13 protein-coding genes are annotated in these 13,910 nt (G+C 72.3%); 6 read left to right on the top strand and 7 right to left on the bottom strand.

Features of this window, described 5'->3' with window-relative positions:
* Positions 1-15 precede the first annotated feature (15 nt).
* The 4 genes from ABZU25_RS08365 to ABZU25_RS08350 all read right to left on the bottom strand — a co-directional run bounded on the left by ABZU25_RS08365 (position 16) and on the right by ABZU25_RS08350 (position 2,811).
* Positions 16-429 carry a type II toxin-antitoxin system Phd/YefM family antitoxin gene (locus ABZU25_RS08365; protein WP_355028654.1) on the bottom strand — a complete coding sequence of 138 codons (414 nt, stop codon included), beginning with the start codon at positions 427-429 and terminating at the stop codon, positions 16-18.
* 43 nt (positions 430-472) lie between these two features.
* A complete protein-coding gene (locus ABZU25_RS08360; protein WP_355028653.1) occupies positions 473-1,030 on the bottom strand; it encodes a GNAT family protein in 558 nt (185 codons plus the stop codon).
* An 80-nt stretch (positions 1,031-1,110) separates the two neighbouring features.
* Positions 1,111-1,551 carry a hypothetical protein gene (locus ABZU25_RS08355; RefSeq protein WP_355028652.1) on the bottom strand — a complete coding sequence of 147 codons (441 nt, stop codon included), beginning with the start codon at positions 1,549-1,551 and terminating at the stop codon, positions 1,111-1,113.
* A 33-nt stretch (positions 1,552-1,584) separates the two neighbouring features.
* Positions 1,585-2,811 (bottom strand): hypothetical protein, encoded by a 1,227-nt coding sequence (locus ABZU25_RS08350; RefSeq protein ID WP_355028651.1) that lies wholly within the window; start codon positions 2,809-2,811, stop codon positions 1,585-1,587.
* 176 nt (positions 2,812-2,987) lie between these two features.
* Here ABZU25_RS08350 and ABZU25_RS08345 point away from each other — a divergent pair, with 176 nt between their 5' ends.
* Positions 2,988-4,544, top strand: a complete 1,557-nt coding sequence (locus tag ABZU25_RS08345; RefSeq protein ID WP_355028650.1) for an NAD(P)/FAD-dependent oxidoreductase — start codon at positions 2,988-2,990, stop codon at positions 4,542-4,544.
* A 102-nt stretch (positions 4,545-4,646) separates the two neighbouring features.
* The gene (locus ABZU25_RS08340; RefSeq protein WP_355028649.1) at positions 4,647-5,183 is read left to right on the top strand and encodes an alpha/beta hydrolase; all 537 of its coding nucleotides are present in this window, start codon (positions 4,647-4,649) and stop codon (positions 5,181-5,183) included.
* 12 nt (positions 5,184-5,195) lie between these two features.
* On the opposite strand, the gene ABZU25_RS08335 is transcribed toward ABZU25_RS08340, so the two are convergent.
* On the bottom strand, positions 5,196-6,026 hold the full coding sequence (locus tag ABZU25_RS08335) for an RNA methyltransferase (RefSeq protein WP_355028756.1): 831 nt from the start codon (positions 6,024-6,026) through the stop codon (positions 5,196-5,198).
* A 362-nt stretch (positions 6,027-6,388) separates the two neighbouring features.
* Between ABZU25_RS08335 and ABZU25_RS08330 the strand changes: the two genes are divergently transcribed.
* On the top strand, positions 6,389-7,360 hold the full coding sequence (locus tag ABZU25_RS08330; RefSeq protein ID WP_355028648.1) for a hypothetical protein: 972 nt from the start codon (positions 6,389-6,391) through the stop codon (positions 7,358-7,360).
* A gap of 24 nt (positions 7,361-7,384) precedes the next feature.
* On the opposite strand, the gene ABZU25_RS08325 is transcribed toward ABZU25_RS08330, so the two are convergent.
* Positions 7,385-8,203: a hypothetical protein gene (locus ABZU25_RS08325; RefSeq protein WP_355028647.1), complete on the bottom strand. Its 819-nt coding sequence runs from the start codon at positions 8,201-8,203 to the stop codon at positions 7,385-7,387.
* A 312-nt stretch (positions 8,204-8,515) separates the two neighbouring features.
* Here ABZU25_RS08325 and ABZU25_RS08320 point away from each other — a divergent pair, with 312 nt between their 5' ends.
* On the top strand, positions 8,516-9,625 hold the full coding sequence (locus ABZU25_RS08320; RefSeq protein WP_355028646.1) for a tetratricopeptide repeat protein: 1,110 nt from the start codon (positions 8,516-8,518) through the stop codon (positions 9,623-9,625).
* A gap of 30 nt (positions 9,626-9,655) precedes the next feature.
* On the opposite strand, the gene ABZU25_RS08315 is transcribed toward ABZU25_RS08320, so the two are convergent.
* Entirely contained in the window at positions 9,656-12,454 is a 2,799-nt protein-coding gene (locus ABZU25_RS08315) for a CHAT domain-containing protein (protein WP_355028645.1), read from the bottom strand.
* Positions 12,455-12,528: 74 nt separating this feature from the next.
* Between ABZU25_RS08315 and ABZU25_RS08310 the strand changes: the two genes are divergently transcribed.
* Together ABZU25_RS08310 and ABZU25_RS08305 are read left to right on the top strand one after the other, a co-directional pair.
* Positions 12,529-12,930, top strand: coding sequence for a hypothetical protein (locus ABZU25_RS08310; RefSeq protein ID WP_355028644.1), 402 nt, complete (start codon positions 12,529-12,531; stop codon positions 12,928-12,930).
* Positions 12,927-13,829 carry a hypothetical protein gene (locus tag ABZU25_RS08305; protein WP_355028643.1) on the top strand — a complete coding sequence of 301 codons (903 nt, stop codon included), beginning with the start codon at positions 12,927-12,929 and terminating at the stop codon, positions 13,827-13,829. Before ABZU25_RS08310 ends, ABZU25_RS08305 begins: the two co-directional genes overlap by 4 nt.
* Positions 13,830-13,910 lie beyond the last annotated feature (81 nt).

Below are 13,910 nucleotides of genomic sequence, written 5' to 3'. Positions count from 1 at the left end.
GCGACGCGGACGCGGTCAGCCGGCGAGCAGGTCGTTGTGCGCCGCGCGCAGCCGGGCCAGCGTGCTGTCGCTGCCCGGGACCACCCGGCGATCCAGCTCGGCCCACGCCTCGGCCAGCGCAGCGCGGATCGCGGACAGCTCGGCGGCGTGCCGCTGGGTGCTGCGTCGGTGCTGCTCGTCGAGGCGACGCGCCCAGCCGGCGGTGACAGTGGCGAGCCGGTCGGCGTCGGCGCGGGCCTGGGCGCCGCTGCGGGCGGCTGCGGCGGGAACGATCGCGGCGACCGGGCGGGGATCGCCGTCGCGGGTGACGACGGTGACCGCGTCGGTCAGCTCGGCGAGCGCGACAAGCTGACTGAACCGCGTGCGCGCCTCACGCAGCGGCACGGAACGCGGCTGGTCGGGACGGGGGGTGAGCGCGGGGACGGCCATGGATGGATGGTGCCGCCGGGGTACGACAAAAAGCGCCGGTCGGCTACGAGGTGCCGGGCTGGGCCAGCCACTCGTCGGCGAGCACCGACCAGACCTCCAGGTCGATGCGTCCGCGAGGGCTCGGGTAGAGCTGGCGCAGGGTGCCGTCGTGGCGCAGGCCGAGCCGGCGGGCCAGGGCGATGCTGCGGGCGTTGGCGGCGTTGGTACGCCACTCGACCCGCTGGATGCCGCGCTCGCGGACGGCCCAGTCGACGATCCGGCGGATCGCCGGGGCGACCATGCCCCGTCCCTGCGCCGCCGGCTCCAGCCAGCAGCCGACCTCGCAGACGCCCAGCACGACGTCGAACGACACGAACATGACGCCGCCGACGAGCGTGCCGCGCCACCACAGCCCCCAGATGCCGCCGGTGTCGCTGGCCCACCGGTCGGCGTACCGCTGCAACACCGCGCGGGCCGACGGCAGGTCGGTGGCGACGAACGACGGCGACACCCAGGGCTGGATGTGCTCCCGGGCCCGATCCAGGTGGGCGAGGAACTCCTCGGCCCGCCACGGGTTCAGCGGGCGCAGCTCGACCTCCTCGGTCAGCGGCAGGGCGAACACCGGACCTCCACTCGGGTTGGCGGCAGGGACGGGAAGCAGCCTCGCACAGGTTCGTCGCCGTGGTCCGGCTGCCCGCGTGCTCAGGTGGGCAGGTGGGTACGCAGTGCCGCGAACTGCGCCACGGTCAGGTACGACGGGTTGGCCGCCTGCGGTTGGCGGAACACCTCCAGGGCGGCGAGCCGCTCGTCGGCGCGTAGTCGCCGCCGGGGCACCCGGTCCTGCTCGGCGAGAATGGGCAGGTCCAGTGGCACCGACCACTGCTGCCCCGGCGGCCCTGGTTCGGCCGGCCCGGTGACCCGACCGATCCCCCACAACCCGTAGGGCAGTCGACAGCGACTGCCGCTGGCCCAGAAGACGATCGCCTGTCCGGCGCTCATCAGCCGCGCCCGGTAACCGGGGCGTACGCACCAGCTGGTCACCTGCGGGTCCCGGGCGAACCGGGCGGTCAGGTCGACCAGGTCGGCGTTGCCCTTGATCAGCCAGGCCCCGAGGTCATCGAGGCGCACCCGCGGCTCGCTCACCGCCTCATTCTGCCCCGTGGACGGCCGGACCAATCAGATGATCATGTGGGTCCAGTAGGTGAGCCACAGCACGAACAGCACGCCCTGCACCACGGCGAGGGTCGCGGTCAGCCACACGTCGACGCCGGCGTGGCGGGCCCACCGGGCCAGCACCAGGGCCACCGGGAACGCGGCGAGCAGGTACCGCAGCAGGCTCCGGTACACCGCCGGGCCCATCGACAGCGGCACCAGCACCATGAGTACGCCGTACACCAGGTAGGCCACTTCCCGGCGGCGGAACCCGGCGACCAGCACGGCCAACACGGCCACGGCGAAGAGGACCCGGGCGGCGTCGCGGGGCTCCCCGGCCAGCCCGTTCAGCAGCACCGGCACCGGGTTCTGCACCTCGATGCCCCAGCCGGTGTGCTGGGCGTGCTGGTAGGCGAACCAGTCTCCGCCGCGCCACCGGCAGAACGCCATGAAGGTGAACCAGCCGGCGGGCAGCAGCAGCAACGGCCAGCCGATCCGTAGGTAGCCGAGCAGGGCGCGGGGGCCGAGCCGCCAGTCGTGCTGGCGCAGCAGGACCAGGGCCAGCGGCAGCGCGACGAGCAGGCCGACGGAGCGGCTCATCGCCAGGAAGTAGCCGAGCACACCGACCAGCAGCCACTGGCGTCGCTCGGCGTGGTAGAACGCGGCCAACGCGAGACAGACGAAGAGCGACTCGGTCAACGCGGCCTGAAACAGGAACGCGGTCGGCAGCAGCACGAGGTACCTGGTGAACCGGCGGGCGGCGGGTGCGTCGCCGAGCAGCACCTCGGCCAGCCGGTAGCCGTACCAGAGCGCCAGCAGGAACGCGACGTTGCTGATCAACAGTAGGGCCAGCGCGTTGTCGCCGCCGAGCAGCGCGCCGACCGGCCGGGCCAGGAACGGGTAGAGCAGCGGAAAGCCGAAGTCCCGCCACGGCCCGGTCAGGGGCAGCTCGCTCAGCCGCAGGTAGAGCAGCCCGTCCCAGGCGAACCAGAAGGAGATCCACCGGTGCCCGGAGATTTCGCGCTGCTGCGCCCACATCAGCGCCTCGTCGGGCGGCGGCGCCCCGGGCACGCCGTCCCAGGCGTGCAGGACCAGTAGCCCGAGCAGGGTCAGCAGCAGCTTCGCGCCGAGGAACAGGCCGATCACGTACGGCCAGGGCGTCGGCACCCGACGGGCCACGCGCGCTCCGGCGCGGCCTGCCGCGGCCAGTCGGACGGCAAGCGTCGCCGCGCCGCTTCGCCACCGGTGCATCCGCCCCGCCCCCCGGTTCGCCGGCCCACCCGCCGCACAGGAGTGTGGTCCAACCCGTTGTACGCCGCCAGACGCCACTCCGGAGTGGAAACGATCGTTGACCGGGAGTGACATTCGGCGCAGAACGGGTAGGCGCGGCACCTCCGACGATGGCGCAGAGCAGGGAGTGCGGCAGCATGGGCGAGCAGCACGGCACGGTGGTCATCGGCGCGGGACCCGCGGGGCTCACGGCGGCGCACGAACTGCTCCGGCACGGTCGGACGGTCCGGGTCTTCGAGGCCGACGAGGTGGTCGGCGGGATCAGCCGGACCGTGGAACGCGACGGGTGGCGGTTCGACATCGGCGGGCACCGCTTCTTCACGAAGGTCCCCCGGGTGGAGGCGTTCTGGCACGAGATCCTGCCGGACGAGGACTTCCTGACCCGGCCCCGGATGAGCCGGATCTTCTACCGGGGCGCACTGTTCAACTACCCGCTCAGCGCCGTCAACGCGCTGCGCAACCTGGGGCTGTCGGAGGCCGCCCGCTGCCTCGGCTCGTACGCCCACGCCCGGCTCCGGCCGCCACGGGACCAGTCGCACTTCGAGGGCTGGGTGTCGGCCCGGTTCGGCTGGCGGCTGTATTCGATCTTCTTCAAGACGTACACCGAAAAGGTCTGGGGGATGCCGGCGGACCGACTACAGGCGGACTGGGCCGCGCAGCGGATCAAGAACCTGTCACTGGCCAAGGCGATCCGCAACGCGCTGCTGCCCAAGCGGTACCGCACGGACGTGACAAGTCTGATCGAGCAGTTCCAGTACCCGAAGTACGGGCCGGGGATGATGTGGGAGCGCTGCGCCGAGCAGGTGCGCCAGCGCGGCGGGCAGGTGTCGACGGGCACCTGGGTCACCGCGGTGCACCGCGACCCGACGCGACGGCGGGCGATCAGCGTGACGGTCAACGGCGCGGGCGGGCAGCGCACCGAACCGGCCGACCACGTGATCTCGTCGATGCCGATCTCGGAGCTGGTGTCCGTACTGCGTCCGGCGGCGCCACCGCAGGTGCTGGCCTGCGCCGCCGACCTGCGCTACCGCGACTTCCTGACGGTCGCGCTGGTGGTGCCGGCGGAGTTCTCGTTCCCGGACAACTGGATCTACGTGCACGATCCGGGGGTACGGGTGGGCCGGATCCAGAACTTCGGCTCCTGGTCGCCGTACCTCGTCAAGGACGGCCGCACCTGCCTGGGCCTGGAGTACTTCGTCTTCGAGGACGACGAGATGTGGCGTACCCCGGATGCCGACCTCGTGGTCCTGGCCACCGCGGAGCTGGAGCGGCTGGGGTTGGCGCGGCCCGGCGTGGTGGAGGCCGGCCACGTCGTGCGGATGCCGAAGGCCTACCCGGTGTACGACGAGCGCTACCAGCACAACGTGGACGTGATCCGGGCGTGGCTGGCCGAGGCGGTGCCGAACGTGCACCCGGTGGGGCGCAACGGCATGCACCGCTACAACAACCAGGACCACTCGATGCTCACCGCGATGCTCACCGCCGAGAACATCGCCACCGGCAGTACGCATGACGTCTGGACGGTCAACGTCGAGCAGGACTACCACGAGCAGTCCTCCGGGGGCGACCGGCGCGGCACGGGCCGGGACGCGCCGGTGCTGCCCAGCCGGATCGTCGCCGCCCCGATCGCCGCTCCCGTCCCGGTCCGCGCCGGGGGCGACGGCGACCGGGCCGCGCAGGTGCCGCTGGCCTGACAGGACCGGGACACTCGGGCCGCGCCGGCCCCGCAGACCCCGCGCCGCAGTCGCTCGTACGGATCACGTGGTTTGATCTGGCGTCGATCCGAAGGGGGCAGGGTGGGGCGCAGAGCGATCATCTTTCACGGGACCGGTGGCAACCCGGACGTCGTCTGGTACCGCTGGCTGGCGCAACGGCTGGAGGCCCGGGGCTACGCCGTCGAGGTGCCGCACCATCCGGGCATCAATGTCGAGCCGATCGCCACGTTCCTGCCAAAGGTGCTCAACGGGCACCGCTTCGACGAGGACACGGTCCTGGTGGGCCACTCCGGCGGCGCGGCGCTCCTTTTGGCGCTCCTCGAACATGTCGACGCGACAGTCGACCAGGCGATCCTGGTCGCCGGCTACTGCACCCGGCCCAACGACAGCGACGAACCGGTCCTGCAGCAGAGCTACGACTGGGCCGCGATCCGGTCCCACGTGCGGGACATCTACTTCGTCAACTCCCGCAAGGATCCGTACGGCTGCGACGACCGCCAGGGGCGCGCAATGTTCGAGCGACTCGGCGGCACCCAGATCGTGCGCGACGACGGGCACTTCGGCGACCACGACCAGCCGTACGAGCGGTTCGACCTGCTCGACCGGCTCATCCCCTGACGCGCGGGGCCGCTATCCGCGCTTCCCGCGGGCCCTCTGGCGAGCCGATTCGTAGAGGACGACGGATCCGGCCGTGGCGGCGTTGAGGGAGCTGGCCATTCCCACCATCGGTATCCGGATGAGGTGGTCGCAGGCGTCGCGCCACGCCGAACTCAGCCCGGACGTCTCGTTCCCGACCACCAGCAGTGTCGGCTGGGCGAAGTCGTACTCTGCTGCCTCCGCCGCGCCGCTCTCGTCGGTGCCCACCACCTGCACACCGACGCCGTCTGCTCGAATGGCCTCGACCCAGTCGAGCACCGGCCGGTGTGAGGGCACCCGCACCGCGGGGACCGAGAAGAGCGAGCCCGTGCTGGCCCGAACCGATTTGGGGTCATAGACATCGGCGGCATGGCCGGTCAGGATGACGCCACTGGCGCCGAAGGCGTCCGCCGACCGGACCAGCGTCCCGATGTTTCCGGGACTGGTGGGCCTGTCGAACACGACAGCGAGCAGGTCGGGACCAACCGGGATGCGACCCAGGTCGTCATCGGGCAACGCCACGATGGCGAGCAGCTCCGGGGCGACGTCCACCTTGCCGCCCAGCTCGAACATCAACTCGCCGGCGACGGCAACCTTTGTCGCGCGGGTCGCGTCGAGGGTCTCGTGCGCCCAGGCCGACAGGTGCGCGTCCGCGTTGTACAGGAGCTGGCGGACCTGCCACCCGAGTTGGATCGCCAGCTTGATGGGTCGGACGCCCTGAACGAGGAACTCGCCGCTGCGCTGGCGCTTGGTGCGGTTGCCCAACAGCGCCTCCCACTGTTGGAACCGTGCGTTGCGAGTTGTCACCCGTAGGACCGCCACCAACCCCGCCTCCATCGCGTCTGGCCGTTCGTTGTTCGGCACGCCGCGCGCCGGCCGCACAGCCAGCCGGAACGGGCGGGAGCGTCGGCCACCCTGGCCCGGCGAGGCAGGCAGGCACCGACTGTCAGAACTGACGAATGGCGCACCAGAACGTACCGAGCGTACTGGGGCGGGCACCGCGACCGGAACGCGCTCCGGGAGGAGTCTGTCGTGCTCGGCCCCACGGCCCCTCCCCCGGCCGGGGCAGGGGTTCCCCTGCGGCGGGGAGGAGGGGGCCACCCCTCGCCAGAGATCATCGGTCCATGGCTGTCCCTGTGGTTGCCAACCTCCGCGCTGGCTCGCCCGCACGTCGCGGGCAAAGGTGGGTGCCAGCGGGCACCGCGCTGTGGGTCACGGCGTACGCGGTCGTGCATGCCTGGTGGGCTGTCCGGGGCGCGCCACCATTCGCCGAACCGGGTGAATCCTTCTTTCCCGGCGGGTGGCTTCCGGTGGTGCCCGCGCTGCTGTCGGCAGCAGTGGTCCTGCTGATCAGATCGGGCACCGAACGCGACCGGAGCACCGGGGTTCGCTGGGCGCTGGCCGCACTCGGCTGGCTGTCCGGTGTGTCGATGGTCCTGTACTCGTTCATGTTCCCGCTGAGCCTCCTGATGATCCTCGGCGGCCTGTTCGGGATGGATCTGGACGCGATGGACTGGGTGACCCTGCTGGCACAGGGCAGTGGCGCCCTCGGCGGCGCCCTGACCATCGCCATCGCCAACGCGGAGCAACGGCGGGCACGCGGGGCCTGCCACGGCTGCGGTCGCGTTCATGGCCGCTCGCCCGAAGGGCGAGACGCTCCCGCGCCCTCCTGGGCGTTGTTCGCGGGATACCTGGCGGTCGCCGCCTGCCTGGCACGCTTCGTCGCCGAGATCGCGCACGGCTTCGTGTCGAGCAAGGCACCGGAGATCCCCTGGAGCTTCATGATCACTTTTATCGTCCTGATGCTCCTCGCGGGCACGCTGCTGCCGCTGGCGTTGGTGCACCACTGGGGTCGGATCTGGCCCGGATGGGTGCTGCCGCTCGCCGGCCGAAAGGTCCCGCGCTGGCTGGTGGCCGGCCCCGGACTCTTCGTCGGCGCGGGCCTCACCACCTATTTCGGCATCGGCGGCATGACCGCCTGGGCCACCGGCAACAACGTGGACGGGGCGGCGTGGTTCCTGGCCATCGTGCTGCCGGCCTACACCCTGTGGGGCCTGGGGCTGATGGTCGCCGCCAGTTCGTACGTCAGCCAGACCAAACCCGAGTGCGCGCTGAGTCGAACGGGCACTCCAGGGCCCGTACCTCGCCCCCAGCCGTAGCCGGGTCCACCTCGCGGCGAACCCTCAGCGCGACAGGTACGGGCAGTACGCCACAGTGGCGTCGTCCGGGGCCGGACCATCGGGGCCACCGCCGGCTTCGGCTTCGGCCTGGCGGACGCGACGGATGACGCCGGCCGGGCCGTCGGCGGCGAGCAGTTCCAGCACGCCGGGCCAGTCGGTCCGGCCGTACGGACTGACGATGCGGCTAGCGCCGTTGCTGAACAGCGCGATGCCGTTCAGATCGGCAAGGCGCCGGCTGCCGGTCACCGCCTCCAGCGCCGCGCGCGGGTCGTCCTTGGCGATCCAGTAACCACCCGGCCGGTTCCGGCGGGCACGCAGCGCCCTGGCACAGGAGGCGCGAATGCTGTCGTACTCCGGTGTTTCCCGGCCAACACCGCTCAGCGGGGCGGAGCAGTCGCGCCGGGCTATCACCTCGCGCTCGTCGGTGATCACCTGCGGGCCACCGTGGGCCTGGTCGAGGACGAGGAAGGAGTCCGCGAGGAGCAGATAGTCCAGGCGGCCCCGGTGTGCGCGGGCCAGCACGACTGTCGCCTGCGGGCTGCTGGGATCCGCGATGTCGCAGGTGTGCCGGTGCGCGGCGGCGATCTCGTCGATGGCGGCGGCGAGGATGGCTCCGAGGTCCCGTCCGTCGTCGGGCGACAGCTGGCCGAGCAGCGCGCCGCCGAGTCGGTGGGTATACCAGGCGACCCCGTGCCGGCAGAGCGACTCCGCTCCCGGGATGCCAGCGCCGTCCAGCAGGACGACAGCACCGGGCACCGCACCGACGAAGTCCTCGTTGCGCCGGTCTGCCCTGCCAGCGCTCGTCGCCAGACTGGTGTGCACCACCGACTCCTGACCTCGCGGGCGCCGATCCGCAGGGGCACCCGCCCTGCCACCGCCTGCGCATGCTCGGCGCACGGGTCGCGGTCGCGTCGTGGCTCGTGGTCCGAGTCGTCGCCGTCGGCACAGCTGCGGCTGATCCCAACCACGCCATTTTATCTTTAGCGAACCTGTGCCAGAGATACGGCGCGCGACTGCCCTGCGTCCTCCGGCACCGGCCACGAAAAGACCAGGGGCGATATCGTTTGACGTCGACACGTAGTCTGCCGTCGATGACGGGTCGTAAGGTTGTCGACACTGCGGGAGGTGCGGGCGGTGGGCAGATGGTTCAACCGCAGCCGGAAACGCGACGACGAGCCGCCACGCGAATCGACGCCGTCCGGGCCGGTCATCGAGATCACCGTCACCCAGGGCGGTCGCTCGACCACCAGGACGGTCGGTGGTCTCACGGCCTTCGGGCTGCAATACCACGCCTACCACGAGCAGTACGGCGCGACCGACGCGCGGACGTTGGAGGCGGGGTCCCGTTACGCGCAGGAGCTGATGCGCGGCAACAACATCGACGAAGCTGTGGCCGTCTATCAGGAGATCGTCGGGTTGCGCAGCTCGGCGCTGGGGCCGGAGCATCCAGACACCCTGCGCAACAAACACAGCCTGGCCTTCGCGCTCTGGCAGCGCGGCTCCCACGCCGAGGCGGAACGGGTGCAACGGGACGTCTACGATGCGCGGCGCCGGGTGCTGGGCGACGGGGACGCCGAGACGTTGCGCAGCGGCAACAACCTCGGCTGGTTGCTGATCGAGCTGGGTCGGGTCGACGAGGCCGAGCCGCTGCTGCGGCGGGTCGCCGACGGCATGGCGCGGACGCTGGGCAGAGACGACACGGACACCCTGTCCTGCCAGATGAAGCTTGCCGGGATCCATCACCTGCAGGGTCGCAGCCAGCAGGCCGAGCGGGCCCTGCGGGACGTGGTCGAGCGGGTGACCAGGACGTTGGGCCCCACCAGCCCGGTGTCACTCCAGGCCCGCAGCAACCTGCTGGTCGTCCTGCTCGACAACGGCCGGGCGGCCGAGGCGGTCGACGCGGCCCGTTCGCTGGCGGACGACGCCGGGCGCGCCCTCAGCAACACCGACGGTGTACGCCTGCATGCCCGGCACTCCCTGGCCAGAGCGCTGGACGGAGTGGGCCGGCGGGCCGAGGCGATCCAGTTGCTGGCGGACACGCTGCCGGACAGTGAACGGGGCCGAGGCGCCGACCATCCCGCGACCCTGGAGATGCGGACGCTCTTCGCACTGCTGCTGGTCGAGGCGGGTGACCGGCGGGCGGGCCAGGAGGCGCGGGCCGCGCTGGCCGGGTGCGAACGCGTGTACGGCCCGGCTCACCCCGACACGGAGAAGGCCCGGGCACTGGTCCGGCTCACCCGCTGACGCCGCCGGGGGGTGGCCGGTGGGCGGCGGTCAGCCGCCGGTGTGGATGTGCGCCGCCCACAGCGTCGGCGCCAGCGGGTAGCGGTCCCGCAGCACCCGCACGGCCGAGTGCAGCGCGTACGCCGCCGCCCCGGTCGCGTCGTTGTGCTCGTAGAAGGCGGTGGTCAGGGCGAGGGAGACCGCGTCGTCGATCTCCCACAGGGTGCCGATGACATGCCGGAACCCGGCGAGCTGGAAGGCGCCGGTGATGTGCAGCGACTCGTCGACCAGGGTCGGCGGGGCCTGGGCGGTCGCGCAGGCCGACAGGAAGGCGAACTCCGCGTCCAGGTCGAGCCGGGACACGTCGGCCACGGTGAGCGGGCTGTCCTGGTGGTCGTGTACGAGCAGCCGACCCTGCGCCGGGTCGTGCGGATCGGCCAGCGCGTGGCACGCGAAGTGCGCGTAGGCCGAGCCGGCCAACCGGTCCAGGACCTGCTGCCGGGTGGCCGTCGCGTCCAGCCCCAGCCACGCTCCGGGCAGCGCCCGCGCCGCCGACGCGGCCTCGCGTTCGGCGCTGGGCAGCGCCCCCGGGCCACCGGGGGTGGCGCGCATCGCCACGACGCAGGACCGGGCATCGGGCCGGGACTGTCGCGGCCCGGTGCGTTTACGGGCGAGCGCGGTCACGGTCGGGGTGTAGGAGGAGACCACCCGGTCGAGGGCGGACCGGCCGGCGCCGGCCTGCGCGGCGTGCAGGGGGAAGAACGCCAGCGGGCCGACCGGGCACCACCAGACGCGCGGCAACTCGCCGGCTGCCCCGGGCGCGTCGATTCGGTCCAGCACCGGCCCGACGAGGGTATGCCACAACCATTCCAGTACGCCGCTGAGCGCCGACTGGGCGCGCAGCCGACTCCGCGCGTCCGCCGCCGGATCGTATGCCGTGGTAGTGGCCTCCTGGAGCAGCCGCAGGTGTGCCATCGCGTCGGTCAGCGACAGATCCGGCAGGGGCAGCACCGCCACGCGGTGCTGCCGCAGGATGAGCGCGTCGCAGCGCAACTCGCTCGCGATCGGCACGATCACGGTCCCGTCGACCTGGTCGAGCAGCTGCTGGGCGCTGGGCGGACGCAGGAAATCGCCCAGGCCGGGCAGCTCCCGGATCGTTGCCAGCAGCACGTTCCACTCGGTTTCCCGGTCCCGGCCGAAGGTGGTGGGCCGGGACGATTCGGGGACGGGCGCTTCGAAGTCGCGGCGCATCCGTTGGAAGTCGGCCGCCAGACGCCCGTCGGCGCGTTGGAGCGCTGCCCACTCGCCGTCCGCCGTCAACCGCTGGTGCAGTAGCAGGCCCCGGCCACGCTCCAGCAGCTCCAGGGCCCGCTCCGGCTGCCCGGCGCCGACCGCGCAGGAGGCGGCGGTCGCCGCCAACCCGGCCGTCGAGCCGAGGTCCGCGTACTGGTCGTGTCGGGTACGCCCCCGGGAGGCCAGCCGCGGCAGCAGGGTGATGGCCTCGTCGAAGGCATCCGTCGCCTCCTTCCACCGGCCCAGCGCGGTCAACGTGTAGGCCGCCTTGTCGAAGGCCTGGATCCGGACCGGCACGGCGCCGGAGTCGGTGCGGCCGGCGGCGCGCGCTCGCTCGACGGCCTCGGTGAGCAGGGCCGGCTCACCGGTACGCAGATAGGTCGCCCGCAGCGCCTGGGCGATGGACAACCCGGTTTCGGCACGCTGCGGATCGCGCGCGGGCAGGGCGTCCAGCGCCCTCCGCAGCAGGACGAGCGCCTCCTCCAGGTAGGCGGGCTCCCCGGTGGCGTCGTAGAGCAACCGGAGGCTGTAGCCCAACTGGTCCAGGTACAACGCGTGATTGGGCTCCCCGCGTACCGAGAGCGCGAGCGCCCGGCGCAGCAGGCCGATCGCCGTCTCCAGGGAAGAGATGTCGCCGGTCAGCTGATGCGTCTTCATGCCGACGGTGGAGAGGCTGGCGAGCGCTGTCCGATGGTGCGGATGCCGCTCGGGGACGGTGTTCAGCGCGGCGGCGAACTCCTCCCAGGCCTGGCCGAGCAACTCGGGGCGGCCGGTGCGGTCGACCAGGGTGAGCAACGTCTGCCCGGCCAGGAAACGCGCATCGTCGCTCCGCGGGGTGTGTTCCCGCAGCAACGCGACGGCCCGTTCGACATCAGCGGTGTGGGTGGTCCCGGCCGCCCTGGCCAGCAGGCACCGGGCACGCAGCATGACGACCTGGTCCTGGTTGGGCCCGGTGGCGTCCACCGAGGACACCAGCTCCATCGCCTCGTCGACGTAGTCCTCCACCCCGGTGAGCTGGTAGGCGCGCAACAGTGCCTCCGCGTGAATGCCCCGCAACGCGGGCCGATGCTCCTCGCTGATCCACCGCTCGGCCATCTTGGCGATGGCCGTGAGCCGGTAGAGCGTGTCCACCGAGCCGTCGAAGTCGTGCCGGACCCGATAGACCTGGCAGGTCTTCAGGCTGAGCAACGCGCTGTTGCCGAGGTCGGCCGAGGCGTCGTCCGCGAACTGCAGATACTGCTCGGCGATGTCCAGCAGCTGCGGCTCACTGTCGATCCGGGCTCTGGCCAGCAGCACATCGGTGAACGTGGCAAGCGCGCGGACACCGTGCGCGGTGCCCAACTCTTCAGCCAGAAAGGAGTCGGCCATCGTGCGGATCGCCGCCTCCAGCACGACGGTGGCCTCGATCAGGTCCTGCCGCGCCTGGTCCGCGTGGTATCGGTCGAGCAGCGCGGCCCCCAGCTCCACCTGGGCCTCGGCCCATCGCCGGTCGCCGCGCGGCTGCCCGGCCGCGGCACGACGCCAGTGGCCGACGGCGTCCCTTGAATAGCGACTCACCGGCGCACCTCCCCGTCGCGGTTGCTCCCCAGCCTGCCAGCCGCGCGCCCACATCGACAGGAGATAATCAGCCGATGAGTCAATCGGCGCCGGACAGGCGACTCGACGACGACCGGGCGACCCGGCTGGCCCGGGTTTGCGCGGACATCGCGCAGGTGGGCGACCTGCTCGGCCTGGAACCGGCCCAGGCCCTGGCGCGGCTGCGGGACCGGTCGCTGTCCGACCAGGGCGTGGACGCGGTGCTCGCCGAGGTGACCGAGTTGATGCGCCGCAGCGGGCTGGTCGGGGGTGACACGACCGTCCGCGGAGACCGCTACCTGCCACTGGCCGGCATCCACGGCCACCGCCCGGAGGTCGTCCAGGTGTGTCCCGGTGACCTGTGCGACCGGGTGGAGATCCCCCGGCCGGACGCCGGCCCACCGCCGCGCTGCGCCGTGTGGGACTGCCCGCTGCCGACGTTTCGGATGGACCGGTGAACGCGGTCATCGCCTCGCTCGGCGGGAGGCTGGCAGAGCGGTGGCTCGCCGGGCTGGCGCTGCCCGGTGTGGTGTTGGTGGCGGTGTGCGCCGCGGCGGTGCGGCTCGGCCACGCCCACTGGTGGGACCTGCGGCTCCTGCGGCAGGAGGTGGACCGGCTCGCCCTCGGGTCACCGGACCGGGGCACCGGATCCGCGCTGCTGATCGTGCTCGGTGTCGTGCTAGCCAGCGTCGTCGCCGCGACGGCCGCCCAGAGCCTGGAACGCCTGGTCGTGGCCCTGTGGACCCAGGACTGGGGCCGGGCCGGCAATGCCGTGACCCGCCGGCGGCGGCGCCGGTGGCACGCCGCCTTGGACCGCTACGAGAACGCCCTGCGGGACAAGGCACGCCGGTTGCGGTCTGCCGACGGCGGCACCGAACCGCTGCCGGACACCCAGGCGCTCGCCCGCGCCTGCGACCGGATCGCGTTGACCGAGCCGGACCGGCCGACCTGGATCGGTGATCGCATGCTCGCCACGGCGGTACGGGTGCGGGCCTGCTACGGCCTGGACCTGGCCGCGGCTTGGCCCCGACTGTGGTTGCTGCTGCCCGAGGAGACCCGGGACCCGGTCGCCCTCGCGCAGGCCGACTTCACCGCCGCCGCCCGACGGGTGGGCTGGGGGCTGCTGTATCTCGCGCTCGGCCTGCTGTGGTGGCCCGCGGCGGTCATCGGCCTCGGCCTTTGCGTGGCGGGTTGGCGACAGGGCCGCGGCACGGTGTCCGTGCTGGCCGACCTGGTGGAGGCGGTGGTCGATCTGCACGTGCGCACCCTCGCCGCCGAGCTCGGACACCCCACCGACGGCACCTTCGGCACGGCCGACGGACAGGCGGTGACCGTCCTGCTCCGTAAGGACCGGTGATCCCGGGCGACCCGTCCCCGCGCTGGGCGCACGCGGCCCAGCTTGGGCCACGGCAGGCTTCCACGATCCGAGGAGAACGCC

It is taken from the genome of Micromonospora sp. NPDC005215 (genome assembly GCF_040607915.1).
Taxonomy (GTDB): Bacteria; Actinomycetota; Actinomycetes; order Mycobacteriales; family Micromonosporaceae; genus Micromonospora.
The sequence above is the reverse complement of the archived record's forward strand: the minus strand, read 5'-3'. Positions and strand labels throughout refer to the sequence as shown.

Excerpts from the sequence above, each read along its gene's own strand:
- ABZU25_RS08310 (WP_355028644.1), top strand. The coding sequence starts at position 12,529 with ATGAGTCAATCGGCGCCGGACAGGCGACTCGACGACGACCGGGCGACC.
- ABZU25_RS08345 (WP_355028650.1), top strand. The coding sequence starts at position 2,988 with ATGGGCGAGCAGCACGGCACGGTGGTCATCGGCGCGGGACCCGCGGGG.
- ABZU25_RS08365 (WP_355028654.1), bottom strand. The coding sequence starts at position 429 with ATGGCCGTCCCCGCGCTCACCCCCCGTCCCGACCAGCCGCGTTCCGTG.
- ABZU25_RS08350 (WP_355028651.1), bottom strand. The coding sequence starts at position 2,811 with ATGCACCGGTGGCGAAGCGGCGCGGCGACGCTTGCCGTCCGACTGGCC.